This is a genomic window from Paenibacillus sp. FSL H8-0332 (assembly GCF_037963835.1).
Classification (GTDB): Bacteria; Bacillota; Bacilli; order Paenibacillales; family Paenibacillaceae; genus Paenibacillus_AQ; species Paenibacillus_AQ rhizoplanae.
Map to the genome: position 1 here is coordinate 3,936,663 of NZ_CP150145.1, position 25,686 is coordinate 3,962,348.

Sequence of the window (25,686 nt, forward strand, 5' to 3'; positions counted from 1 at the left end):
ATACACAAATTATATACCGCCCTGAACAGTTATTGCAAGGCCGAGCCTTCCAGCGGAGTGGCAACCTTGCGTTCTTCCAGCCGGCGCCACAGGCGGTACAGCAGCGCCTTGACGGTGCGCAGGCGGATGTTGTCACGGGTACCCTTCAGATTCAGCTCATATACCTCTGTCTTGCAGCCCCGCTCAGCCAGTCCTACGAACACAAGACCTACTGGCTTGCGCTCGGAATATCCCGGTCCCGCTACACCGGTAACCGATAAGCCGAAGTCCGTGTCACCGATCATACGCACCTGCTCAGCCAGCACCTCCGCAACCTCGCGGCTCACCGCTCCCGGGGCATCCGGGCCTTCAAGCATAGCGGAGGGCACATTGAGCAGTTTTTTCTTAATATCATTGGAATAACACACGATCCCCCCGGCAAACATGGAGGCGCTGCCCGGAATATTCGTAATGCTCTCCATGAGCAGACCGCCCGTACAGCTCTCGGCAGCACTCAGAGTGAGTCCTGCATCCGCCATCCAGTCCACAATCAACTGCTCCAGCGGCACATCGATGTTGGCATACAGATTCTCCGGCAGAATGTCAGCAATCGTCTTCTCAAGTAGATCAAGCTTGACCATAGCCTCCCGCTCGGACGGCGCCTTGGTGGAGATGCGCACGGTCACTTCGCCTTCCTTGGCATACGGGGCAATCGTAGGATCGGTCTGGCTGCGGATCAGATCAATCAGCTTGTCCTCCAGCAGCGATTCGCCAATTCCCGCGAACTTCAGCATCTTCGAGTAGAGCGGCATTTCATTCGTAAGTGCATGCTGCTGCAGCCACGGCTTAGCCTTATCGGTGAACATCGGCTTCATCTCCCGGGGCGGGCCGGGCAGTACGATATAATATTTGTCTTCATCTGCAAAAGCAATCCCAACCGCAAGGCCGGTATCATTGGACAGAGGGGTCGTTCCTTCAATGATAAGCGCCTGCTTGCGGTTATTCTCGGTCATTACAATCTTGCGGTCATCGAAGAAGCGCTGCACATGGTCCATGGCCAGCTGGTCGATGTGCAGGGCCCGGCCAAGTGCTGCGGCCAGCGCATCCTTCGTCAGATCATCCTCAGTCGGACCGATACCGCCGGTGAATAATATAACATCCGCACGGCTCTGTGCAATCCGGATTGCCTCCAGCAGGCGGTTCTTGTTGTCTCCCACAACGGTCTGAAAATAAACGTCAATGCCTAATGCAGCCAGCTCTATTGAAAGAAACTGTGCATTGCTGTTCACGATTTGTCCAAGTAAAAGTTCTGTTCCAACGGCAATAATCTCTGCTTTCATAGCTGACGTTCTCCTCCTGATTGTAGAAATATAGCAAGTTTCAAGCTGCGCTGCGCGCCTCAGGCTTTATCAAACTCCAGCAGCTCCTTGTTCTTCACAAAATAATCAACACCTGAATATATGGTGATAAGGGCTGCTGCCCAGATCGCAATATCATCCACAGGAATGCTGACGAACTGGAACGGGAAGTTGTTAAGGAGCAGGAGCGAAATAGCGACGATCTGAATGACTGTCTTTATCTTGCCCCATTTGCTTGCAGCCACAACCTTCCCCTCAAGCAGCGCCACCTGGCGCAGGCCGGTCACGGCGAACTCGCGGCTGATGATGACAATGGCAATCCAGGAATCGCAGCGTCCCAGCTCCACAAGCGAGATCAGCACTGCAGAGACCAGCAGTTTGTCCGCCAGCGGATCGAGCAGCTTGCCCAGATTGGTGACCATGTTATACTTTCTGGCTATGTAACCGTCAATTCCATCTGTACTGGCTGCAAGCAGAAAAATAACTGCCGCGACCAAATGATTAATGGAAAGCTGAAAGGAGCCCCAATGTATCGGTTCCGGATAGAAGCTGAAGTCCACCAGCAGAAAAAACATCATGATTGGGATAAGGCAAATACGTGCTAATGTGATACGGTTGGGTAAATTCACTGAAGTTTCCTCCCCTAGTCTAGACGAATCCGATATTCCAGCATTTTCTTCAAAACTGCTTAGCTAGTATATTATAGCCCTAAATACGTGTCAAAAAAACATAAAGCACCCCGCAAGTAAGTTACGTATACACTGCGGGGTACATAGTCTTACTTTAAATTGTTAAACTGCAAATCCAGCGGCAAATCAGCTTTGCGCAAGAGCTGGATAATCTGCTGAAGATCATCGCGGCTTTTGCCGGTGACACGGATCTGATCACCTTGGATCGTGCTCTTGACCTTCAGCTTGGAATCGCGGATCAGGATATTGATCTTCTTCGCATTCTCCTGGTCTATGCCTTGCCGCAGACCCAACCGCTGGCGCACCGTGCCAAGTGAGGCCGGCTCTACTTTGCCGAAATCCATATTCTTCAGCGTGATTCCCCGTTTCACCATCTTGGTCTGGAGGATATCAATCACTGCATTCAGCTTGTATTCATCCTCTGAGGCGACTACAAGCGCATCCTTCTCCAGCTTCAGGCTGCTCTTGCTGTTCTTGAAATCAAACCGGTTCTCAATTTCCTTCTCGGTCTGATGAACCGCATTGGTCAACTCCTGCATATCCATCTTGGATACAATATCAAATGAACTTTCCGAACTCATGGTTCCACATCCTTTACTTACAATTAGTCTGTTCCTATTATATGAGATAGGGGCTCTTAAGTCTAATACTTGGAAAAAGAGTGCACCTAAAAACACGCCTCCCGGAACTAGCCCGGGAGACGCTCACATCCAGATATTATCTGCTTCGTGCAGGAGCCCGGAACATATCCAGAATCCCCAGCAGAACATGTGCCAGTCCAAAGCCCAGAATACCATATCCCCAGGCGCCCGGTGTTAAATAATACCCCAGGAGACTGACAATAATACCAAGCCCTGTTACAATCCAGCTGACGGTCATGAGAGAATACACCTCACTTTGGCGAAAGAACTGTTAAACACTTCTAGGTTCTCCATTCCGCCAAAGACTATACATCAGATGTACTATTCTCCGGTAGTACTCTCTCCAGTAGCGCCGTTCGTCCCGCTATCCAGTTCAAGCAGCAGACGCGAGGAGGTTTTGCCGTCGGTGATAGCTTGTCCGTTGACCGAAATCGCCGTAGCCGGTGAATATCCCGATTTGATATACATGCCTTCGCTGTCCAGCGTGAAGCTCAGATTATCGCCGGCCTTGGTATTCCCGAAGCTGAGCTTCTCCCCCTTGGAGTTCTCGCCCTTGTACACTTCAAGCCAGCTGACACCGGTTGAGGCAATCACTACCTGAACCTGGCCTCCGGCAGGCGCCGAGACTTTATAGATCGTTGTCTTGCCCGATTTGCGGTCCTGAGTAACGGTGACGGACCCCGGAGAAGCAGACGGCTCCGGAGTTGCAGAAGGTACTGGTGTTGCCGTGGCTCCTGCTTCAGCCGTAGCTGCCGCATCAGCAGTAGCTGTTGGGGCTGTAACGCCGCCCGCAGCAGTGGCCGAAGGCTTGACCTTGGTTGGATCTTGCGTTGCCGAAGTCATTTCTGCGGTATCCGCCTGCTTCGGCTCCTGTTGATTCATCGATGAAGTTGCATATAAATAGATGACCACCAGAATTAAAATCGGAAAGGTCCACATAAGCAAGGTCGGCAGCCACTTGGCATTCCGCTCTGTTTCAGGCTTACGGCTCCGCTTCTGGATCACGGTCTCCATAGTAGTATCGACGGGAGCGGCAGGCACATTGCCGTGTTCCTCCATCAGTTCATCCGGGTTAACCCCGACCGCCTCGGCATAGGTTTTGATAAAGGCCCGGACATAAAAACTGCCCGGAAGCACTTTATAATCCCCTGCTTCGATGGCTTCCAAATATTTTTTGCGGATCTTTGTTACTTCCTGGACATCATCAAGACTCATCCCTTTTTGCAGACGCGCCTCCTTCAAATGCCGGCCCAGTTCCGACATACCATCACCTCCTAAATGTTGTGTGAGCAATGCTCCAGATTAAATATATTAAAGATCTTCACTGTAGCTTGTCGTAAACGACTCGTACAATATCTCTTCGTTCGGTGCGTTGCGCAGCTCAATAATGATATCGAAGTCATCGAAGGTGTATTCGGACTCCCGCACAAAAATATCAGGATGCTCAATCACCTTGGTGCTTGCCATGCCCATGACATTCTGCAACAGGTTATAATGCTTCTCGTTGGAGCGGATGGTGCTGACAATCCCGTCAATGATAAATACATTATGCGGGTTCATCTCATCTTCGGCGAGCTGGCTGCGGACCGTCTGGCGCAGTAGCGTAGAGGAAACAAACGTCCAGCGCTTCATGGCACAGACGCTGCCGGCAATGATCGATTCCGTTTTGCCTACCCGTGGCATGCCACGTAGTCCTATAACCTGATTACCTTCCCTTTTAAACAGCTCGCCGAGGAAATCGACCAGCAGCCCAAGCTCATCCCGGGTGAACCGGAAGGTCTTGCGGTCATCCGAGTCACGGTCAATATACCGTCCATGCCGGACGGCCAGCCGGTCCACAAGCCGCGGTGTACGCAGTGCCGTAACCGTTATATTGTCAACTTTTTTGAGCATCTCGCCCATTAGCATGATCTTCTCGTCGTCGCTGGTTTCCAGCAGCATTCCGCGCGTCTTGCCTTCAACGCCGTTAATCGTCAGAATATTGACTTCCAGCATTCCCAGCATAGAAGCGATGTCGCCTAACAGACCGGGTCTGTTCTTATGTATCTTATATTCCATATACCATTGTTTATATTCCACTTGTGCGCACCTCATAGATTCCTTTTCCCTGCATGTTGTTTCAGATACACGGGTCATGTTAATGATATATAAAAAAAAATTGAAAGGCAAGGACACGATTGTAATAATTGCAGAAAAGCTCCCGCAAGGGGAGCTTCATCCGCGTACCTATGCGTTTTTCTTCGCCAGTTTGACCATGAGTCCGGCAATGGTATGCTTCTCGTCATCCGTTCCGACATCCCACAGCTCTTTGATGGCCCGGTTGGAATAGTTGCCCGGATCGACCTTCTTATCGAGGAATTCCCCGATTTCGAATGCCAGCTTGGTGATGGTCTCGTCGCTCATCCCCATTTTTTCGGCCTGAATGACCCGGTCGCCCAAAAAGCTTTTCCAGGTATCAAAGTTCTTCACTACGGAATCTGTTGACATCTTAAATCCTCCTCAGGTTTGTAATGATATTGAGATTCAGAAGCAACAGTTATAATATGTCTCAAGCCGGAATTTCTTATGCTGGAGCATTTCTCCAGAGAGGCTCATGGTTACTGGCAGTATACATGTAATTAAGTAATCCAGCCGCCGTTCGGACTGATGACCTGCCCCGTAATATAACCGGATTCAGGCAGCGCCAGAAAATAAACAAGCGAGGATATATCCTCAGGGGTAGCCAGTCTCCCAGCAGGAATCTCCTCCTCCAGCATCTTCAGCTCATCAGCCTGCAGATTAGCCAGCATGGCCGTGTGGACCGCTCCAGGCGCTACAGCGTTCACAGTGACCTTGGAGGGGGCCAGCTCCTTGGCGAGCGCCTTGGTAAAAGCATTTACGCCGCCCTTGCTGGCCGAATACGCCACTTCACAGGATGCGCCAGAGATCCCCCACACCGAAGACACATTAATAATCCGCCCGTAACGCTGCGTGACCATATAAGGCATGAAAATCTGGCTGCACATGAAGGTGCCCTTCAAATTCACCGCCATGATATCATCCCACTCCTCCTCGGTCAGATCGGCTAACATGCCATAATGGGCTTTTCCGGCATTATTGACCAGGATATCCGGCATCATGCCGCTGCTCTCCAGCCTTTCGGCCATGCGCACAAGCTGACTGCGGTCTTTCATGTCCGCCGCCACGGTCATCACCTTCGCCCCCAGCGCCAGACAGCGCCGGGCCACATCATTTGCCGCTTCATGCGAGTTCATATAATGAATCACAATGTTCATTCCCACCGAAGCAAAACGCTCAGCGATCGCGCCGCCGATTCCCCCGCTGCCCCCGGTAATAAGCACTGTCATTTCACCAATCGGTTTGCTGTCCTCTCCCGGCAATGTCATTAAGGACTCACCACCAGCGACACGGCCAGCTGCTCCCAATCGACATGGGCATGGAGCCGGGCATTCACTTCATCCAGAGTGATCGATTCATACAGGGGCAGCACTTCAAACAGATCTCCTCCACGGAACTGGTAACGCGTGAACTCATGGGCAATGCTCTCCGGCGAATTCAGCATCCGCAGGAAGCCGCCGATTTTCTTTTTGCGGGCCCGTTCGAAATCCTTCTCGGCGAAGCCCGTCTCCAGAATACGTCCAACTTCTTCCTTAATCCGTTCAAGCAGCAGCCCCGGATCTTTGGTATCGCCGCCGATCGCCGAGAATGCATACTCCGTTGAGCTGTTAAATTCATGGCCGAAGCTGTCCGAGATCAATTCCTCGTCATAGAGCTTCTGATACAAGGCCGTACTGCTGCCAAACAGCAGATCCAGCATCAGCTTCGTGGTCAGATCACGGCGTACCGCCGCTTCACCGCTCAGACCATCCACCTTTTCTTTGAATCCGAACATCATCTTGGGAATCGAGACAGCCAGTCTGCTCTCCACATGCTTCGAGGCAACCTGCTCAGGCTCCTCCGCGAAGATGCGGGTAATTTCGCCCTGCTTCTCATAGCTCTTGCCCTGCTGATTGCTGCGGATCAGTTCAAATACCTGCTCAGGATCAACACCGCCGACAATGAACAACAGCATATTGCTGGGATGATAGAAGGAATTGTAGCAGGTGTAGAGCGTTTCTTTGGTAATGGTTGAGATCGATTCAATGGTTCCGGCAATATCAATGTGCACCGGATGAGTGGCGTACATCGCCTCAATCAGCCCGAAATATACGCGCCAGTCGGGATTGTCAGCATACATATTAATTTCCTGCCCAATGATTCCCTTTTCCTTCTCCACGTTCTCATCGGTGAAATACGGACGCTGCACAAAATCAACCAGGGTGCTGAGATTCTGCTCAATGTTCTCCGTGGCCGAGAAAAGGTACACCGTCTGGTCAAAGCTGGTAAAGGCGTTCGCGGATGCACCATTAGAAGCAAAGGTAGCAAAAATGTCGCCTTCCGGCTCCTCGAACATTTTATGCTCCAGGAAGTGGGCAATTCCGTCAGGGACCGTAGTCTCTTCGCCGCCCGCAACCTTGAAGTGATTGTCTACCGAACCGTATTTCGTGGCAAAGGTGGCATAGGTTTTGAGAAAAGCCGGCTTCGGCAGCACGTACACCTGCAGTCCGTTATCCATAACCTCGTGATAAAGTGTTTCTTGAAGCCGTTCGTAATGGAGCTTCTCCATCCCTATTCCTCCTTCCCTGTCAGGAAATAAATCGTATCCAGCTCAAAAGTATCCGCCGCTGCCTTCACTTCAGCCGCCCCCATGCTGTCAACCTGGTCCATCAGTTCCTGGGCAGAACGGTCTTTGCCGGATAGCTGGCGGTTGAAATCAAAGGAGATCATCTCAAACGCTGAATCCTGAATCTCGGACAGCAGGTTGCGGATCATCGCCTTCGTCTGGCTAAGCTCCAGGTCAGTGATATTGCCGGCCTTCAGCTCATCCAGCTGCTTGCGGATAATATCAACGGCTTTGCCGTAGTTCTGGGTCTCGATCCCCGATTGAATCGTCCCGATGCCCTTATGCCCGTCATAACGGGAGGAGGCGTAATACGCCAGGCTCTCCTTCTCACGCACGTTGACGAACAGCTTCGAATGCGGGTAACCGCCAAGGATACCGTTGTACATCAGCGCGGAAGCATACCGGTCATCCTTGTAGGTAATCGAAGTCCGCAGCCCCATATTCAGCTTACCTTGATTCACATCCAGCTTCTCCTCTACCGTCCGCACTTCCGTAACCGTTACTGGAGTGAAGTCCGAGGTATAGCCTCCAGCTTCGGAGTGATGGGCCCGGCCGAAATGAGCGGTCACCAGCTTCTCGACTTCCTCAGGTGTGGTATCGCCCACTACATACAGATCAAGCGTAGCTCCATTCAGCCAGGAGGTATAGCTCTGGTACAGCGTTTCAGGCGTGATGGCATCCAGATCGGCCCGCTGGCCGAGGGGATGCAGACGGTAAGGCTCGTTGCGGCACATTTCCTCAATGCAGCGTTCTGCGGCGTAGCGGATTTTGTCATTCACAATGGATTCCAGCTTCTTGCGGATCGTCTCGCGTTCTGTAGCTACATAAGAAGCCCGGAAGCTTCCATTCTCAAGCAAGGGACGGGTCAACACCTCTCCCAGAAAAGCAAAGGATTCCCCAAGCAGACTCTCCTTGCTCTGCACAAAGGAATCATTGATCGTATCCATCCGGAACTGGACAATCTGGTAATCCCCGCGTTTGTAAATATCGAAGCCGAAGCCTGCTCCGTACAGCTCCTCCAGACGCTCACGGAATTGGGTAGTCTCCGGGTAAGAGGCAGTCCCCCGGCGGAGTACAAACGGAACCAGTGCAGTCGAGGTTACTGTGCTTTCTTCAAGCGGAACGCCTGCGTACAGCGATATGGCGAACGTCTTGAACGCCTTGGTCGGCAGAACATGTATGCGCATGCCTGCGGCATTTCCATGTTGAAATCCATTATTAGTCAAGTCCAAAACTCCTTTGCGGCGTGGATAGATGCTCTATAACAAGTTTATGAAGTATTATCCATTCTAAACCATTCCAAAGTAAGGAAGCAACCGGAGGACAGCGTACCGGTTGCTCTTACGGAAGGTTGTATACAGGACAGGTGCAAGCTTACATGCAGAAAATATGCTCGCCGATCGTCTTCACCTGCGGACGGGACCAAATCCACTTGGAAGTCGCAGTCTTGGGGTTGAAGTAATAGATGCAGCCGCCAGAAGGGTCCCAGCCGTTCAGTGCCTGCTGTACTGCCTTGCGTGCCTGTTCATTAGGCTCCAGATAGATCTGGCCGTCGGCTACGGCAGTGAAGGCTCCAGGCTGAAAAATAACGCCCGATGGCGTATTCGGGAAGCTTGGAGATTTTACACGGTTGAGAATAACTGCAGCTACGGCCACCTGTCCTTCAAAGGGTTCCCCGCGTGACTCGCCGTATACCGCATTCGCCATGATCTTCAGGTCATTTTCGGACAGGCCCATCGTATTGCCGGAGGACAGTTCAGCAGTGTTCGATTTGGCTGCCGCTGCGCCAGAGGGAGCTTTCTTCTGGGCGGTAGTTGCCCCCGGTGCTGTCGGTTTCCAGGCTGTAGTCGCATTGTATAGCTTAAGCTTCGTCTTGGCCCCGACAACTCCGTCAGATTTCAGGCCGAATTTCCACTGGAACCAGGTGACGGCATTTTTGGTTTTGGTCCCGAAGTGACTGTCGATCTTCCCGTTAAAAAAACCAAGGTGCTTCAATCTTCCCTGTAGCTCATAGACATCCTGCCCCGAGGAGCCTACCTTAAGCGGAGTTGTACCGAATGCGGGCAGTGCTTCCTCCCCTACCTCAGCCTCAGAAATTTCTGCTGTAACCCGGTCTGCTGCATATGGCTTGGCATAGATCAAATTAGGATCTTTGAAGATTACACCGGCAAACGGCGCAGCTGCAAGGGCAAGGCTAACTGCGGCAATGATCCACTGCTTATGTTTTGTCATGGGATTCGCTCTACCTTTCTCTTGGAAGTTCTGCATGAATGGCTAAAGTTATTATGACGACTGGCAGGACTTCCTATGCATGACCGTAAAGCAGGGAAGCGGAAATTCATTGCAGCTGAGAACGATTATCAACTATACTTGGGTTATGAAACAACAGGAGTTGAGAAGAAAACATGGATTTTAAGGACCATATCGTGCTGTGGAATCATGCTACTGTAGAAGTTATCGATATCCGCAAGGCCTCATTCACTTCGGGACAACCTCCGTTGAAGTACCGCCTTCCGGCTAGTACATACCTATATATCGTTCGCGGCAACGCAAGTATGCTTATAGATGACAGATCCTATGAGATCAGCGGCTCCAGCGTCTTTCATGGGGGCAAAGGCACCACGATCCAATTGCTGAAGACACAGGAAATTCTGGATTATTACCTTATTATGTACCGGTCAACGTTAACCCTGCCTGCACGGCGCAATCTGACAGCACTGCTGGATCGCAGCAAGCCTTTTACCGGGACCTATCAGTTCACTCCTGCCCACCCCCTGCCGCTGTACGAGCTTCTAGACCAGATGTATGGTGATTGGCAGACACGCCGCGCACTGGAGCATCTGCATGTCAAAGTCCTGTTCTATCAATGGGTCCATGAGCTGCTTCATCAGATGCAGGGGCAGGAGCTGCACCCGCTTAGAACAGATGTGCTCGACCAGGCTGTACGCTATATGCATGATTCTTACAGCAGGCCGTTCACCCTGGATACACTTGCCGACACTTTGGGCACCAGCCCGAGGACATTATCGAGGTTATTCCGCATGCGGCTTCAGAGCAGCCCCGCCCAATATCTGGTTCAGATCCGCATGGACAAGGCGCGTGAGCTGTTGCTGGGCACAGAGGCCACACTGCATGATATTGCTGTTGCTGTGGGCTACCCGGATGCGTATTCTTTTGGAAAAATGTTCAAGAAGCACTTCGGAAACGCTCCGGTGAGGTACAAAAATTCTGTACAGGCCGCTTTACCGTGGCGGGATATGCCATCTGCGCTGTCTGCATATGACATTGCCCGTGAAGGCACTCTCCGATATATTGATGATGATAATCATTATCAATATGATCTAAAAGGAGCGTCATCCATGTTCAGAACGGCCAAGCCATCCCTAATGTTTACCTTGTTGTTATGCTTCACCATAGTGTTAAGTGCCTGTTCCTCAGGAAATGCCGGTTCCAATGCAGCGGGCAGTGCCAGCCCATCGCCAACCTCTTCGCCTGCTACGACGGCATCCTCTACAACGTCCCCGGACAACACGGCAGCCGAGGCACAGACCCGGACGATCTCTACGGTAAAAGGAGATGTCGTGGTGCCTGCCGATCCTCAGCGTGTCGTGGTGCTGTATCTGCTGGGCGATGTGCTGGCTCTAGGCATCAAGCCCGTAGGTGTCTCTAGTGTAAATGAAGGTGCTGCCTTCGAGAATGAATTGAAAGATGTACAGAAGTTGGGAAGTTGGTTCGAGGCCAACCCGGAAGCTGTCTTATCGCTTGATCCCGATCTGATTATCGTTCCTTCTGAGGAAACCTACGCAGCACTGCATGACATCGCACCGACAGTGCTGGTCCCTTATGAGAAGATGACGACCGATGAGCGGGTAGGTTTCATTGGACATATTTTCGGCAAGGAAGAACAGGCTACCACCCTCTTGAACGACTTCCATGCCAAAGTGAAGGACAGTAAGCAGAAGCTGCAGGACGCAGGAATTCTGGGTTCGACGATCTCCATCATGGAGGGCGGTTCAGACCGCAGTATGGTAGTGGTGATGAGCAAACAGTACGGCCGGGGTTCGCAGGTCATTTATGAATATCTCGGAATGAAGGCGCCTGAGCTCCTTCAGCAAAAAATTGATTCCAAGACCAATATGGGCGGTGATACCGTATCCTTTGAAGTATTGGCTGATTACAGCGGGGATTATATCTTCCGCTCCTCCTATGAAGGGATGGCTGATCTGACTAAAGACCCGCTCTGGAACGGCATCCCTGCAGTCAAAGAAGGCCGGTTGATGAATATCGACTTCGGGTTATCCTATTACAGCGATATTTACTCCCTGAACGCGCAGCTTGATTTCATTGTTGAGCATTTGCTTGCAGCACCACGGGTGAAGTAATATCGTTAATCCTACTCCAAATAAAAAGCTGTCCCAATCAGCCATTCATGGCTTGCGGGACAGCTTTTTACATTTATGAACTGAGTCTGTTCTGCTGATACTGCTCCAGCGACATCAGCACCTCACGCGGCTTGCTGCCCTCGTAAGGGCCGATAACGCCTCTGGCCTCCATAGAGTCGATCAAGCGTGCGGCACGCGTGTAACCGACGCGCATACGCCGCTGAAGCAGCGATACAGAGGCCTGCTTGGCTTCCAGAACAATCTGGACGGCCTGTTCATACAATTCATCCTGCGGCTCCTGATCCTCGCTCAAGGTGTCGTCCACCTCAGGCACAAGCGACTCATCATAATTCGCTTCCCCTTGGCTGCTGACATACTGCACAATCGTCTCGACTTCCTGATCGCTCATGAAAGCACCTTGGACACGGATCGGCTTGGAAGCCCCCATCGGCAGGAACAGCATGTCGCCGCGTCCAAGCAGCTTCTCGGCACCCGGCATATCCAGAATGGTCCGGGAATCCACATTCGAGGAGACTCCGAAGGCAATACGCGAAGGAATATTCGCCTTGATCAGACCGGTGATCACATCCACCGAAGGACGCTGTGTAGCGATAATCAGATGAATCCCTGCCGCACGCGCCATCTGGGCAAGCCGGCAGATCGCATCCTCCACATCATTGGCCGCAACCATCATCAGATCCGCAAGCTCGTCCACGATGACCACAATATAGGGCAGCACCGCTGCCGGATTATCCTTCATCAAGTTGTTATAGCCTTCCATATTGCGTGTGCCTGATTTGGAGAACAGCTCGTACCGCTTCTCCATCTCCACCACGATCTTCTTCAAGGCCAGACTGGCCCGCTTGGGGTCCGTAACTACCGGAGCCAGCAGATGCGGAATGCCGTTATATACATTCAGCTCGACCATCTTGGGGTCAACCATGAGGAATTTCACTTCATTCGGCTTAGCCTTGTATAGAATACTGGTAATAATACCATTGATACAGACCGATTTACCGGAGCCGGTAGCTCCCGCTACCAGAAGATGGGGCATCTTGGCGAGATTGCCGATAATCGTCTGGCCGGAGATATCCCGCCCGAAGGCAATGGTCAGCCGCGAATCCGCCTCCTGAAAAATCTGTGTCTCCATCACTTCACGCATGGTGACGACCGAGACCTCCGCGTTCGGCACTTCGATGCCGATGGCCGATTTGCCGGGAATCGGCGCTTCCATCCGGATATCCTTGGCGGCCAGCGCCAGCGCGATATCATCAGTAAGATTGACAATCCGGCTGACCTTCACGCCGATATCCGGCTGAATCTCATAACGGGTCACGGCCGGTCCGCGGACCACCTCCAGCACCTTCGCCCGTACACCGAAGCTCTCCAGTGTGGCCTCCAGCTTGCGTGCCGTCTGCATGTAATCATTCTGATCTCCCGCCTTCGCCCCGTTACTCGGCTTAGCCAGCAAGCGGAAGGACGGGAGCTTGTACGGCTTAGGAGGCGGAGGCGGCGGTATCATCGGAGCCGCCTCACCATTCTCTGCCGTTCCCAGCAGTCCGTCCAGCTCCACAGGCAATGCATCTTCAGCGGATTCCCCCGACGAAGCCGGATCTGCTCCCGCTCTCGTCAGCTCCGCAGTACCCGTACCGGTGACAGCACCGCCACGTGCCGCCGGTGAGAATTCGCTCCATTCCTCCCGGTCCTCGGCATTCAGCCCTTCAGAGCGGATATGCTCGAAGAAGTCACGGATGATCGGCGTAACAGGCTCAAGCTCTTCATCCGGGAAATCCTCCTCGCCATACTCCTCCAGAGGAACACCTCCCGCTGCTGTCAGTCCGGAGATTACCGGACCACTTCGCGGATCGGTAATGATAATATCCGGCAATGCATCCTCCGGATCATCCATGACTTCCGGCTGGCTCTGGCGGGCAGACCCGCCGAACCAGGCCGTTATTCTGCCCAGCAGCTTCGACTGTCCGCGTCTTGGCAGGTGCTGATCCGATCCGTCATCCTCTTCAAAGTAGTCATCATCATCCGCAGGCTCAGGCAGCGTGACCCTGCTGGCTCTGGCCGGTCTGCTGTTCACCACAGGAACAGCAGCGGGACGGTTCGCCGCCCGGAGCTTAATTCCTTCAATCAGCTTAATGGTTCTCACCCGGAGCAATGTGAACAGCTCGACATAGGACAGATTGGTAATCAGCATGAAGCTGATGGCCAGCAATACAATCATCAGCAGCTTGGCGCCCAGATTGCCGAACAGCCACAGGAGCGCAGCGTATTCAAGCGCGCCGATGTACCCTCCGCTTATGTCCTTGCCCAGCATGTATACACTGCTGTCGCCGGCGCCCGGTGAGAGGGCGCCGGATAGATCATTATGTATTTGAGACAGTACATTGCCCGGATGCAGCATCCCGAGCGGTCCCAGCTTCTGCTGCATCGCCGAAATGGTACTCATCAGGCACATAGACAACAGCAGGAGCAGGCCTCCGGTATAGCGGCTGTTCCAGTTGGATGGCCATTTCCTGTGAATCATTACCATCAGTCCGTAAAAAGTGCCGGCCAGCGGCAGCACAAAATAGAATCTGCCGAGTAAATACCCCGCCATGCTTGAGAGCGAGCGGCCGACAGCCGCCTCCCCCGATAACGCAATGACGGATATCGTAATCAGCAGAATTCCATAGATTTCATATTTTAAAACACTGCCCAGCAGCGCTTTCTTCTTCTTTCTTCTCCGTTTAGCCACGCCAGCCACCCCCGAGTCAACATTATACCATATAATGGCGTGGCGTACCTATGTTCTCTTTTGTCAGAATATGCATCTTTAGGCTGTATGTTCGCACTTAGCTGTCCAGTTGAAGGATTGCACCCGGGGAGAAGGCAGCATCCAGGTATTTATCCAGCGGACATTGCAGCAGCCTTACCACCTTCGCCTGCCCTCCGTCCAGCAGCTCGACCTGCATAAGCATACCTTGAATAGTCATCTCCTGCACAGGCCGGGCATAATTCAACGCCCCCTCGAATATTTGCTCCATCGGCAGAATGGTATAAAAGGTCACTGGGGCAGCCCCCCTTGCGGGAGTGTCTCATTTGTCAGAGTGGGTGCAGCAGCAATCATCCGGTTCAAATGGGCGAGTGCAGCGCCGATCCCGCCCACTTCATCCATCAGACCAAACCTGACGGCGTCCTGCCCGCCCACTGCGGTACCGATGTCGCGGTTCAGCTCTCCGGTTTTGAACATCAGATCCTTGAACTGCACTTCCGTGATGCGGGAATGAGAGGTCACGAATTTCACCATCCGCTCCTGCATACGCTCCATGTACTCGAAGGTCTGCGGCACGCCGATCACCAGACCGTTCATCCGGATCGGATGGATCGTCATGGTGGCACTTTCAGCAATAATGGAATACGTGGAGGATACCGCTATAGGTACACCGATGCTGTGACCGCCGCCGATGACAACTGTTACCGTAGGCTTCGACAAGGAAGCGATCATCTCGGCAATGGCCAGTCCAGCCTCTACGTCCCCGCCAACCGTATTGAGAATGATCAGCAGCCCTTTAATGGTCTTACTCTGTTCAGCTGCAACGAGCTGGGGAATAATATGCTCGTATTTTGTAGTCTTGTTATGCGGCGGCAAGACGAAATGCCCTTCAATTTGTCCAATAATCGTCATGCAAAAAATATCCGGCTCCCCTGTCGGCACCGCCGTCTGCCCCAGCTCCTTCAGCACCCCCACAGGTCCCGGCATCCCTGGAGGAACCGGCTCATTCACCGCTGGTTTAACCTCGCCTGGCAGGATCTCTTCGTTACGCCCTCCGTCCGCCTTACTTGCCTCTGTGATTTCCATCGTACACAGCGCTCCCCTTCTGCCTGCAACACCTGTGTGCTTCAGGATTCTAATTTCTGTTAGTATGACATTCCGGGGGACCCCCTTATGCACTATATAAATTGCACTTGTATTTTTCTGCTGCTAATTCAAGAGGGCGGCCCCTCTCTTTAACGAGCCGCCCTCTGTATTTCATATTTTAGTATTTGTCCACCACCGCACCCAGCGCTGCTCCGCGCACGTAGGTCTGACCTTTCAGGCTCTTTAACCCGTCCGCCGTCCCGGTCACAACCACACCCAGTATCCGTACATCCCCGGCCTCCGGTGCAGGCTTGTCTTTTTTCAAATAATTGAAGATACGCAGATACTCACTGTGGTGATTGTCTTTCTTGTCTACCCCGATCTGTACTGCGCCGATGAAATCCTCGGGTTTCGCCTGAGCCCAGTCCGGCTGGACGCCGAACCCGTAGACTCCGTAGTTCGCGTTCATCGGGGTTGGATAGTTCATTTTAGCGGGATCATTCTCATTTGGATAGGGCTTGAAGTTGAACCCTTCGCGTTCATCATACGTATCGACCCAGTACCAGACTGGCTTGGCGCCTGCGGGCAGCAGACCTTTCACCTCTTCGAAGGAATAATCCTTGTCAAAAGATATCGCGAACTCCACCCGCTTGTCTTCGTTCATCTTGTCCAGCTCAGGAAGATCATTTAGAATTCTTCCGCCGTAATCGACGCCCGGGATATAGAAGGCCATCTCCCTCTGCCCGTTATAGGAATTATAACCCCGGTAATACTCATATCCTTCCTGCTTCATGCTCGGATCTTCTACGGTCAGGCTGTTAGAACCGCCATAGGCGCCGGTTGTGAAAGGAAACCACCAGGCGTTGTAATTGAGCCATCTATTCTTCCAGGGGATCGGTACGGCATCGACGATTTTATAGGTTTGAAGTTCCATTACTCCTGATAAAAAACCTCTATTGTCCCTAAAGCCAGAATTAAATTCATTAGGGCTGCTAATCCTCATATACCGCTGTTCGCTATAAAGTGCGTTGGAAGACAGATGTCCTACCAACTGCGCCGCACCAAAAAATACGATGATCAGCATAAGCACACTAACTGTGACTGAAATCAGGATGCTGCGGATCATGCTCTTCCGTTTGGTTTTTTTCAGGGTTTGCATAATATTCTGGTCTTCTGCTTCATCCCATGGGGCAGTCATTCGCCCTCACCTCCATATAATTGTTGAAATTGCTGTCTGGCCCGGTAGAGCGTAGCTTTCACTGTCCCTTCGGAAATGCCGAGCAGGGCGGAGATTTCCTTATAGGACAGCTCCATTTCATATTTCAGCAGAATCAGTTGCTTATTGACCGGATTCAAGCAGTCCAGCACTCCTTCTATCTCCTCTTTCCGTTCTCTGCGCAGCAGCACCGCTTCCGGTAACTCCTGCTCCTGGGCCGGATGTTCTTCCACTTCCTCACCGCTATAGGAATATCTCTTCTGTCTGCGGCAATGGTCAAAATAACGGTTAATCGCAACCTTGTACAACCAGGCGCTGAATTTGCGCTCATCGATCGCCTCCAGATACAGCAGCGCCTTGTACACGGTGTCCTGCACAATATCTTCTGCATCTGAAGCCCCGGCGCCGAGGCGGATCAAGTAGCGGCGAATCTCCGCCATTTTGGGTTGGAGCACCTTCTCCAGGTCTCTTGGCTCCATGCTGCACCTCCTTGCCTGTATAACGGTCAGGTTGCCCAAATGTTATTTTGTGCAAAGAAAAAAACATAAAAAAGCCTCTTCCCCCAGGAAACCGTCCAATATTTCCGGGAAAAGAGGCTATTGCCAAAGCTATATTGTTAAGAAATGCTTCTCTTATACTTCCATAATAATCGGCAGGATCATCGGTCTGCGGCGGGTCTGCTCATAGAGGAAACGGCCGAGCGAGTCTTTGACACTGGTCTTCAGGGAAGCCCATTCATTGACCTTCTCACTCATCAGACGCTGCAGCGTGCCCGAGACAATCCGGTTCGCTTCGTCCAGGAGACCTTCCGATTCCCGTACATACACGAATCCGCGTGAGATGATATCCGGACCAGAGACAATCGCTCCGTTCTGCTTGCTGAGGGTAACCACAACCACCAGAATACCGTCCTGCGACAACAGCTTGCGGTCACGCAGTACAATGTTGCCGACATCGCCGACACCAAGTCCGTCAATCAGCACGTTGCCTGCAGTAACCTTACCTGCTCTGCGTGCAGCTCCTCCAGAAATCTCAATCACTTCACCAAGCTCAGTAATGAAGATATTGCTCGGCTCTACGCCAACGGATTCAGCCAGAAGCGCATGCTTACGCTGCATCCGGTATTCACCGTGGATTGGCATGAAGTATTTCGGCTTCATCAGGTTGAGCATCAGCTTCAGCTCTTCCTGGCTGCCGTGGCCGGATACGTGAACGCCGGAGTTGGAGCCGCTGTAAATAACATTGGCACCAAGGCGGAACAGTTCATCAATGGTACGGCCAACATATTTCTCATTACCCGGTACCGGTGTAGCCGCAATAATAACGGTGTCGCCCGGCATGATATCTACCTTGCGGTGACTGGAACGCGCCATGCGTGTCAGCGCTGACATAGGCTCGCCTTGGCTGCCTGTGCACAATACCACCACACGGTTGCCTGCCATTCTGTTCATCTCTTCAGGCTCAATGAGCATGCCGTCAGGGATATGCAGATAGCCAAGCTCGGAAGCGATGGACACTACGTTAACCATGCTTCGTCCAATCACGGTAATCTTGCGTCCGGTTGCTTCAGAAGCGTTCACGACCTGCTGAATACGATGCACGTTCGAAGCGAAGGTCGCTACTACTACACGCTGTTCAGCTTTGCGGAAAATATCCTCCAGCACGATGCCGACGTTCTTCTCCGAAGGTGTGAAGCCCGGCTTCTCGGCATTCGTGCTGTCTGACAGCAAGGCCAGAACACCCTTCGATCCGATCTCAGCCATACGATGCAGATTGGCAAATTGACCGTTGACTGGCGTGTGGTCAAATTTGAAGTCACCTGTGTGAACAACATTGCCTTCTGGTGTCTCAACGCATACCCCGACAGAATCCGGAATACTGTGATTCGTTCTGAAGAAGGTTGCCTTGAGGGATGTACCCAGTTCAACTTCGGAATCCTCATTAATCAGAATCCGCTTAGTTTCACCAAGCAGGTTCGCTTCCTTGAGCTTGTTCTCCACAAGACCCAGGGTAAGTCTTGTTCCGTATACGGGAACATTCAGGTTCTTAAGCACATAAGATAATCCGCCAATGTGATCCTCATGGCCGTGGGTAAGAACAATTCCTCTTACCTTGTCACGGTTCTCAATGAGGTAGGAGATATCCGGTATTACAATATCAATACCCAGCATATCTTCCTCCGGGAATTTCAGGCCGGCGTCAATGACTACAATGTCGTTGCCGTACTGAACTACGTACATGTTCTTCCCAATTTCGCCGACTCCGCCAAGCGCGAATATCGTCAGTTTGTCGTTGTTGTTGTTTTTTTTGGACAAATGAATCTAACCCTCCTATGATGTTGGACGTCATACTTTTTATTTGTTAACAATGAGCTTCAATATTTCAGCGGCGCTGTAATATACATCAAAATGCTGTTAACTCCTTACTTCGACAAGGAATTCCCGGTAAGCCTGTATAATTGCGCAAGTCTAAACTCCCGAATCCGGGCAGTAATATCCTCTTGAAGCGGGCAAACGCCCTCAAAATTCCACCACCGCGCCCCTTGCGCGTAAATCCGGCGTATTCAGCACAGACTTATTCAAGGACCTATCCTGTCTCACAATGTAAAATCACATTGATGGAAGATTACGCATATTTTTTTAACCGCACCGAGTCAATTAAGTTCATTATACATGATTTTTTTGGCAAAAGACAAGTCACCCTGTGCCTGGTCCTATTCTTTCCTTAACAATCAGCCATTATTTGAGGAAAAGACAAGCAAAAAAGCGCTGCAAAGACTGACTTTTTTAACATAGAGTTAATCCGGGAGAAATAAATACCATAAGCGCTCTGCAGTGGCAAAAAGTCCGTTATGTAAAAAAAACGGCCGCTCTATAAGAGTGACCGTCGCTGTATGATCTATCTATCTTCGCCTCATTCACATATCCATGGCTGGACTATCTTAGCAAAGCCGCAATGAAGGCCGCCTCTTCTTCCGTCGGTGAGACCATCGGCAGGCGGACCGAGCCGACATCAATCCCGCGCAGCCCCAGCGCGTACTTCACGGCTGAGGGATTGGGCAGCGGCTGCGGACACTCGAACAGCCCCTTGAAGACCGGAAACAGCTGCCGGTGAAGCTCACCTGCACGGCGGACATCGCCGGAGTTGAAGGCCTCGATCATCTCCGACATCTGCGCCCCTACGACATGGCTGGCCACACTGATAATGCCATGGCCCCCAACAGCAAGCGTCGCGAGACCCGCAGAATCATCTCCGGAGTAGACATGGAAGTCTTCAGGACAAGCTGAGGCAATCCATGTAATCTGATCTACCGAAGCACATTCCTTCGTAGCCACAATATTAGGAATCTCCGCCAGACGCAGGGTGGTTGCTACACTCATGCTCACTGTCGTACGGCCTGGCACATTGTACAAAATGCAGGGCAGCGAAGTCGCGGAAGCAATCGCAGAGAAATGCTGGTAAAGCCCTTCCTGATTCGGTTTATTGTAATACGGGACGACCAGAAGCACACCGTCCACGCCGATTTTTTCAGCTTCCTTGGTGAGCCGGGTAGAGTGTCTGGTGCTGTTGCTGCCGGTACCGGCAATGATTTTGCAGCGTCCGTCTGCCTGCTGCTTCACGAAGGAGAACAGCTTCAACTTCTCCTCATCCGTTAAGGTCGGCGATTCACCGGTTGTTCCGCAGACTACGAGCGCAGCGGACTTTTGTTCCTCGATCAGATAATCGACCAGCCTTGAAGTTGCTTCCCAGTTGATTTCTCCCTCCCCGTCAAACGGGGTTACCATTGCGGTGATCAGTCTTCCGAAATCCACTTTGAATTCCTCCTTGTCAGCGGTGCAATTCAAACTTGGTATGCAGGGCGCGAACCGACTGCACCATATCTTCTTTTTTCACGAGAACCCAGATCGTTGTGTTGGAATCGGCAGACTGCAGAATTTGGATGTTCTGCGAGCTGAGCGCTTCGACGATATGCGCCATAATCCCCGGAACGCCGTTGATGCCTCCACCGATGACCGAGACCTTCGCACAGCCGGACAAGCTCTTGGGACGCAGACCCAGTTCCTGCAGCGCAGCAATTGCCTGCTCCGATTTGTCATCGAACACCGTATATACGGCCTCGGTCGGCGTTACATTGATGAAGTCCACGCTGATTCCGTTATCGGCCATGCTCTTGAAGATCTGCAGCTGCACGCCAGTTCCATTGCCCTCCGGACATTCCACCGAGATCTGCGTAATATTGCTGACATAGGCAATACCTGTGACGAACCGGTCAACGACTCCGTGCGATACATCACTGAAGCCTTCCGGATGGGTCACAAGCGTCCCCTCTGCTTCAGAGAAGGTCGAGCGCACACGTACCGGAATCTGGGCCTGCATGGCAATCTCCACTGCCCGTGGATGAATGACCTTGGCTCCCTGATACGCCATGTTGCAAATCTCGGTGTAGCTGACATAAGTAAGCTGCCTTGCATCTTCGACGATCCGCGGATCGGCGGTGAGAATGCCGTCCACATCCGTATAGATGTCTACCATATCCGCACGCAGTGCGGCTCCCAGTGCTGTCGCCGAGGTGTCGCTTCCTCCGCGGCCCAGTGTGGTGAAATCACCAGCCTCCGTCTGACCCTGGAAACCGGTTACTATAACTACTTTATGCTCGCGCAGCTCCCGTAGAATGCGTTCCGTCCGCACATCCAGAATTCTGGCATTGCCATAGCTGTTGTCTGTCAGGAATCCGGCTTGCGCCCCTGTCAGCACAGTGGAACGAATACCCTCCTGCTCCAGCAGACCGCACAGATTGGCCGCCGAGATGATCTCCCCGCAGCTCATCAGCAGATCCCGTTCCCGGTCCGGGAGCGAATTCCCGCTCTGAACCGCCAGATCAAGCAGTGTATCGGTAGCGTAGGGTTCTCCTTTGCGGCCCATAGCCGAGACTACAACCACCAGACTGAACCCGCTGGCCAGCTCCCGTTTGACATGACGAATTACGTGTTCTCTGGCCACAGGTGTGGATAGGGAAGTTCCGCCGAATTTTTGCACCAAAATACCCATGTATAATTCCTCCATTACTTCTCTCAGCAGACTTACTGAACCTTACGTGAAATAAATCACCCCATGAGGCAGAAGTGTTCGTAGCCGCGATAACCTGACTCTTATTATAGCGTAAAATTGTTCGTGCCGCCCCCGGGATGAGGACGGCAGAAATGAAGCTTATGGGTCCGTCAGCTGAGTTCGCTCTTCCGGGCCAATCCCGTGCTGATTATATTATCTATGCGGAATAAAACCGTTGAACTAGCATAGGCTGCAACTGGTTGCCCTGTAGAGCGGCGTAGCACGCCTCAGGAATGAGATCCATCTGCGCCACCAGCGAATTCGGCTTACCCTCAGGATTATCCTGTCCGAACGGGACGAAATAAATATGTTTGGCAACCAGGAGCTTCGCAATATTCGCAGCGTTAAGTCCAAGTCCGTCATTCGTCGAGATCGCCAGCACCAGCGGACGCCCGTTGCGCATCTGCGATTTGGCTGCCATCAGCACCGGACTGTCCGTCATCGCGTTCGCCAGCTTACTTGTTGTGTTCCCTGTGCAGGGAGCGATCGTCAGCACATCCAGCAGCTTGGAAGGACCCAGCGGCTCCGCTTCAACAATTGTAGAAATGATATCATTCCCTGTTATATCTTTCAACTGTTTTAACCAATTTTCCGAGGTTCCAAAGCGGGTATCCGTATTCAGTACCGAAGCAGACACAATCGGCACCACATTCGCTCCTCCATCCATGAACCGCTGAATCTGCGGCATCACCTCAGCGAAGGTGCAGTGCGAGCCGGTAATGGCATAACCTACTGTTTTTCCGTGCCAATCCATTCATTCATCCCCCCTGCTTAAAGTCTCGTCCGATATCGACTGTACCAGCGCACCTGCCATAATGATTCCGGCGCTCTTGGGGGCAACAATTCCGGGCAGGCCCGGTGCCAGCATCGCCTTGATCCCGCGCTTCTCGGCATAGCGGAAATCGCATCCGCCCGGTGCGGACGCCAAATCGATGATCACGCAATGCGGCTGAAGCCGGGACAGGACCTGTGCGTTGATAATCATAGCGGGTATAGTGTTGAAGATCAGATCCGCCTCTGGTGCATGCAGCAGCAAATCCTCTGTCATAAAAGGCTTCCAGCCCATTTCCGCTGCCCTTGCAAAATGCTCCTGCTTCCTGACGCCTACTTTGACCGTTGCTCCCATTCCCTGGAGGGTTCTGGACATGGTGAAGCCGGTCCGGCCCATCCCCAGCACCATCGATGTAGAGCCGTGTATGGTAAAGTCCGTATTCTGTACGGCCATCACCAAAGCTCCCTCCGCTGTCGGAATAGAATTGTAGATTGCCACATCGTCCCTGTTCAACAGCTCCACCAGCTTCAGTGAATGTCCGGCACACAGGCCGCGCAAATAGCTCTTAGCCATGCCGGTGTACACGATTGCCCGGGACGGCAAGGCCGCGATATGCTCCTCCCGCAGCTGGAGGCGTTCCGAAGAATACAGCGCGTTAATATAACCCTCATCATCGCAGCCGACCGCCGGCAGCACCAGCACATCCGCTTCACCTAGCAGCTCGGGCGACAACAGTTCCAGGCTTACCCCCGGGCATGGGGCATCCCATGTATCGAATCCGGCAACGCTTACGGCCGCATCCAATTCCACACATTTCCGAATCACTTCAATTTGTCTCGCGTCCCCGCCCAGGAACACGATCCTGATGCCAGTAAGCATAGGGATGACGCTCCTTTCCACAACCTCATTCGACTATAGAGCATCTTATGCCGGAAGCCGCCGATGGGTGAAGAGCGGAGAGGAATTCTAATCCACAGAAAGAGCTATAGCTTATACTTGTATTTTTTCTGTTCTGGGATTGCCGTGACTCCAGAGAATGTTTTGCCCTCCGGCCGCTGTTGTCCCCAGCAGTTTTAGACCAAAAGAATCAGGTACACTGCTCCTGTCGGCGATTCCCTCAGCCACGTTCAGCAACAATGTCAGTCTATGAATTATTCAAAGAAAACTAAAAAAAGCCTGCGGCTGCACCCGAAGGTGCATTTTCCGCAAGCTAATTGGTACAGCTATGAGATAAGGACGCTTATTTGCCAGTATGCCCGAAGCCGCCGGCTCCGCGCTCTGTGTCAGACAGCTCATCCACTTCCACCAGAGTCACTTCAGGCACAGCCTGGAATACCATCTGGGCGATCCGCTCGTTACGGGCAATCGCAAACGGCTCCTGTCCCAGGTTGATCAGCAGCACCTTAATTTCACCCCGGTAATCTGCGTCGATCGTGCCCGGTGTGTTCAGACAGGTGATGCCATGCTTCAGGGCCAGCCCGCTGCGCGGACGGATCTGCGCCTCCAGCCCGCCTGGCATCGCCAGCGATATGCCGGTCGGGATCAGCGTCCGCTCGCCCGGAGCAAGTACCACAGGCTCTCCTACAGCGGCATACAGGTCATACCCCGAGGCCAGCTCGGACATTTTGCAGGGCAGCAGTACATCCTCATTCCCCGGAAGCTTGTTAATTTGTACGTAATGCGGCAAGATCATCTCTCCTAACATTGGCTATCGCTTTATCGGTGGAACCTACCATCGCCAGGGACAACGGCTGTGCGAACATAAAGTCCAGCAGAGCGTTGATATCCTCCATGGTTACAGCTCCGATTTTGGCTATCATTTCATCCAGCGTATCCTGACGGCCGAGCATCAGCTCATTTTTGCCCATCCGGTTCATCCGGCTGCCCGTACTCTCCAGACTGAGAATCAGGCTGCCCTTGAGCTGCTCCTTGCCCTTACGGAGCTCGTCCTCGCTCAGGCCGTTCACAGCCAGATCACGCAGCATTTCTTTGATCAGCTCTGTAACTTCCTTGGTCTGCTTCGGCGCTGTACCGGCATACACCGTGAACAAACCGCTATCCGCCTGGGCGCTATGGTAGGAGAATACGGAATAGGCCAGACCGCGCTTCTCGCGGATCTCCTGGAACAGCCGGGAGCTCATGCCGCCGCCGAACGCATTGTTGAGGAGCGCCATCGGATATTGCAGCGGTCCGCCGCTGCGGACACCCGGCAAGGAGATGCAGATGTGATTCTGCTCAGTCTTCTTTTTGTGGAACACCAGCTCCCCCTGATATGCAGGCTCAGTCAGCAGAGGTGCTTCACCATGATTCGTGAAGGAACCGAAATGCTGCTCCAGCAGCGGGATCAGCCCGTCATTAATATTACCGGCTACGCTGATCACGGTGTTCTCGATGGTATACTGCTCCTTCATGTAAGCACGCAGATCATCCGGCGTCATCTCCAGCAGGCGTTCCTTCAGCCCCAGGATGGTATAGGCCAGCGGGTGCTCGCCGTAGGCGGCAGCACACATCAGCTCATGGACAAGATCATCCGGCGTGTCCTCGCACATGGCGATTTCCTCCAGGATCACATTCTTCTCCTTGGCCAGCTCTTCCGCATCCATCCGTGAACGGAAGAACATATCCGCCAGCACATCCACGGCAATCGGCAAATGCTCATCCAGTACTTTGGCATAAAAGCATGTATATTCCTTCGAGGTAAAGGCATTGACGTTGCCGCCAATGGCATCAAACTGTTCGGCAATATCCTTGGCGGTATAGCGGTCAGTTCCCTTAAAGAGCATATGCTCGATGAAATGGGAAATCCCGTTATTAAGCGGGTTCTCATTGCGGGAGCCCGTCTTAACCCAGATTCCGAAAGATACGGACCGGCCGGTCGGGATCTTCTCGGTAACCACCCGGAGTCCGTTCGATAATAATATTTTGTCCAATGTGTAATCCTCCTGGCACAGCCCTGGTTCTGTCTGT

At 52.5% G+C, this 25,686-nt stretch carries 24 protein-coding genes; 1 reads left to right on the forward strand and 23 read right to left on the reverse strand.

Annotation, left to right across the window (positions count from 1 at the left end):
* Nucleotides 1-29: 29 nt before the first annotated feature.
* The 11 genes from NST43_RS17010 to sleB all read right to left on the reverse strand — a co-directional run bounded on the left by NST43_RS17010 (nucleotide 30) and on the right by sleB (nucleotide 9,622).
* On the reverse strand, nucleotides 30-1,319 hold the full coding sequence (locus tag NST43_RS17010) for a competence/damage-inducible protein A (RefSeq protein ID WP_339218265.1): 1,290 nt from the start codon (nucleotides 1,317-1,319) through the stop codon (nucleotides 30-32).
* Nucleotides 1,320-1,378: 59 nt separating this feature from the next.
* Complete coding sequence (gene pgsA / locus NST43_RS17015; RefSeq protein ID WP_209992771.1) at nucleotides 1,379-1,966, reverse strand: CDP-diacylglycerol--glycerol-3-phosphate 3-phosphatidyltransferase; 588 nt, start codon at nucleotides 1,964-1,966, stop codon at nucleotides 1,379-1,381.
* 149 nt (nucleotides 1,967-2,115) lie between these two features.
* Entirely contained in the window at nucleotides 2,116-2,607 is a 492-nt protein-coding gene (locus NST43_RS17020; RefSeq protein WP_036692670.1) for a YajQ family cyclic di-GMP-binding protein, read from the reverse strand.
* Nucleotides 2,608-2,743: 136 nt separating this feature from the next.
* Entirely contained in the window at nucleotides 2,744-2,905 is a 162-nt protein-coding gene (locus tag NST43_RS17025) for a hypothetical protein (protein WP_179090467.1), read from the reverse strand.
* An 83-nt stretch (nucleotides 2,906-2,988) separates the two neighbouring features.
* The gene (locus NST43_RS17030) at nucleotides 2,989-3,930 is read right to left on the reverse strand and encodes a RodZ domain-containing protein (RefSeq protein ID WP_339218268.1); all 942 of its coding nucleotides are present in this window, start codon (nucleotides 3,928-3,930) and stop codon (nucleotides 2,989-2,991) included.
* Nucleotides 3,931-3,978: 48 nt separating this feature from the next.
* Complete coding sequence (locus tag NST43_RS17035; RefSeq protein ID WP_209992769.1) at nucleotides 3,979-4,746, reverse strand: DUF3388 domain-containing protein; 768 nt, start codon at nucleotides 4,744-4,746, stop codon at nucleotides 3,979-3,981.
* Nucleotides 4,747-4,893: 147 nt separating this feature from the next.
* Nucleotides 4,894-5,154 carry a DUF3243 domain-containing protein gene (locus NST43_RS17040; protein ID WP_036692667.1) on the reverse strand — a complete coding sequence of 87 codons (261 nt, stop codon included), beginning with the start codon at nucleotides 5,152-5,154 and terminating at the stop codon, nucleotides 4,894-4,896.
* Nucleotides 5,155-5,285: 131 nt separating this feature from the next.
* Nucleotides 5,286-6,053 (reverse strand): 3-oxoacyl-ACP reductase FabG, encoded by a 768-nt coding sequence (gene fabG, locus NST43_RS17045; protein WP_209992768.1) that lies wholly within the window; start codon nucleotides 6,051-6,053, stop codon nucleotides 5,286-5,288.
* Entirely contained in the window at nucleotides 6,053-7,333 is a 1,281-nt protein-coding gene (locus tag NST43_RS17050) for a pitrilysin family protein (RefSeq protein ID WP_209992767.1), read from the reverse strand. Before NST43_RS17050 ends, fabG begins: the two co-directional genes overlap by 1 nt.
* Nucleotides 7,334-7,335: 2 nt before the next feature.
* On the reverse strand, nucleotides 7,336-8,577 hold the full coding sequence (locus NST43_RS17055) for a pitrilysin family protein (RefSeq protein ID WP_209992801.1): 1,242 nt from the start codon (nucleotides 8,575-8,577) through the stop codon (nucleotides 7,336-7,338).
* A 187-nt stretch (nucleotides 8,578-8,764) separates the two neighbouring features.
* A complete protein-coding gene (gene sleB / locus NST43_RS17060) occupies nucleotides 8,765-9,622 on the reverse strand; it encodes a spore cortex-lytic enzyme (RefSeq protein ID WP_209992766.1) in 858 nt (285 codons plus the stop codon).
* 173 nt (nucleotides 9,623-9,795) lie between these two features.
* Between sleB and NST43_RS17065 the strand changes: the two genes are divergently transcribed.
* Complete coding sequence (locus NST43_RS17065; RefSeq protein ID WP_339218272.1) at nucleotides 9,796-11,772, forward strand: AraC family transcriptional regulator; 1,977 nt, start codon at nucleotides 9,796-9,798, stop codon at nucleotides 11,770-11,772.
* A 73-nt stretch (nucleotides 11,773-11,845) separates the two neighbouring features.
* Here NST43_RS17065 and NST43_RS17070 read toward each other — a convergent pair whose 3' ends face one another.
* The 12 genes from NST43_RS17070 to NST43_RS17125 all read right to left on the reverse strand — a co-directional run bounded on the left by NST43_RS17070 (nucleotide 11,846) and on the right by NST43_RS17125 (nucleotide 25,649).
* Nucleotides 11,846-14,518 carry a DNA translocase FtsK gene (locus NST43_RS17070; RefSeq protein ID WP_339218273.1) on the reverse strand — a complete coding sequence of 891 codons (2,673 nt, stop codon included), beginning with the start codon at nucleotides 14,516-14,518 and terminating at the stop codon, nucleotides 11,846-11,848.
* 97 nt (nucleotides 14,519-14,615) lie between these two features.
* Nucleotides 14,616-14,831 carry a YlzJ-like family protein gene (locus tag NST43_RS17075; protein WP_209992762.1) on the reverse strand — a complete coding sequence of 72 codons (216 nt, stop codon included), beginning with the start codon at nucleotides 14,829-14,831 and terminating at the stop codon, nucleotides 14,616-14,618.
* Nucleotides 14,828-15,622 carry an ATP-dependent Clp protease proteolytic subunit gene (locus NST43_RS17080; RefSeq protein ID WP_339218274.1) on the reverse strand — a complete coding sequence of 265 codons (795 nt, stop codon included), beginning with the start codon at nucleotides 15,620-15,622 and terminating at the stop codon, nucleotides 14,828-14,830. The genes NST43_RS17075 and NST43_RS17080 overlap by 4 nt, the downstream gene beginning before the upstream one ends.
* Nucleotides 15,623-15,800: 178 nt before the next feature.
* Nucleotides 15,801-16,820, reverse strand: coding sequence for an anti-sigma factor (locus NST43_RS17085; protein ID WP_339218276.1), 1,020 nt, complete (start codon nucleotides 16,818-16,820; stop codon nucleotides 15,801-15,803).
* Nucleotides 16,817-17,317: an RNA polymerase sigma factor gene (locus NST43_RS17090; protein ID WP_209992760.1), complete on the reverse strand. Its 501-nt coding sequence runs from the start codon at nucleotides 17,315-17,317 to the stop codon at nucleotides 16,817-16,819. The genes NST43_RS17085 and NST43_RS17090 overlap by 4 nt, the downstream gene beginning before the upstream one ends.
* A gap of 153 nt (nucleotides 17,318-17,470) precedes the next feature.
* Complete coding sequence (locus NST43_RS17095) at nucleotides 17,471-19,153, reverse strand: ribonuclease J (protein WP_209992759.1); 1,683 nt, start codon at nucleotides 19,151-19,153, stop codon at nucleotides 17,471-17,473.
* Between the two features lie 621 nt (nucleotides 19,154-19,774).
* Complete coding sequence (gene dapA / locus NST43_RS17100) at nucleotides 19,775-20,650, reverse strand: 4-hydroxy-tetrahydrodipicolinate synthase (RefSeq protein ID WP_339218278.1); 876 nt, start codon at nucleotides 20,648-20,650, stop codon at nucleotides 19,775-19,777.
* A 16-nt stretch (nucleotides 20,651-20,666) separates the two neighbouring features.
* On the reverse strand, nucleotides 20,667-21,887 hold the full coding sequence (dapG, locus tag NST43_RS17105) for an aspartate kinase (RefSeq protein WP_209992757.1): 1,221 nt from the start codon (nucleotides 21,885-21,887) through the stop codon (nucleotides 20,667-20,669).
* Nucleotides 21,888-22,104: 217 nt separating this feature from the next.
* A complete protein-coding gene (locus NST43_RS17110) occupies nucleotides 22,105-22,701 on the reverse strand; it encodes a dipicolinate synthase subunit B (RefSeq protein ID WP_209992756.1) in 597 nt (198 codons plus the stop codon).
* A complete protein-coding gene (dpsA, locus tag NST43_RS17115) occupies nucleotides 22,702-23,598 on the reverse strand; it encodes a dipicolinate synthase subunit DpsA (RefSeq protein ID WP_209992755.1) in 897 nt (298 codons plus the stop codon).
* Between the two features lie 361 nt (nucleotides 23,599-23,959).
* Nucleotides 23,960-24,406: a dUTP diphosphatase gene (gene dut, locus NST43_RS17120; protein ID WP_209992754.1), complete on the reverse strand. Its 447-nt coding sequence runs from the start codon at nucleotides 24,404-24,406 to the stop codon at nucleotides 23,960-23,962.
* Complete coding sequence (locus NST43_RS17125) at nucleotides 24,384-25,649, reverse strand: pitrilysin family protein (protein ID WP_339218281.1); 1,266 nt, start codon at nucleotides 25,647-25,649, stop codon at nucleotides 24,384-24,386. The genes dut and NST43_RS17125 overlap by 23 nt, the downstream gene beginning before the upstream one ends.
* Between the last annotated feature and the right edge of the window lie 37 nt (nucleotides 25,650-25,686).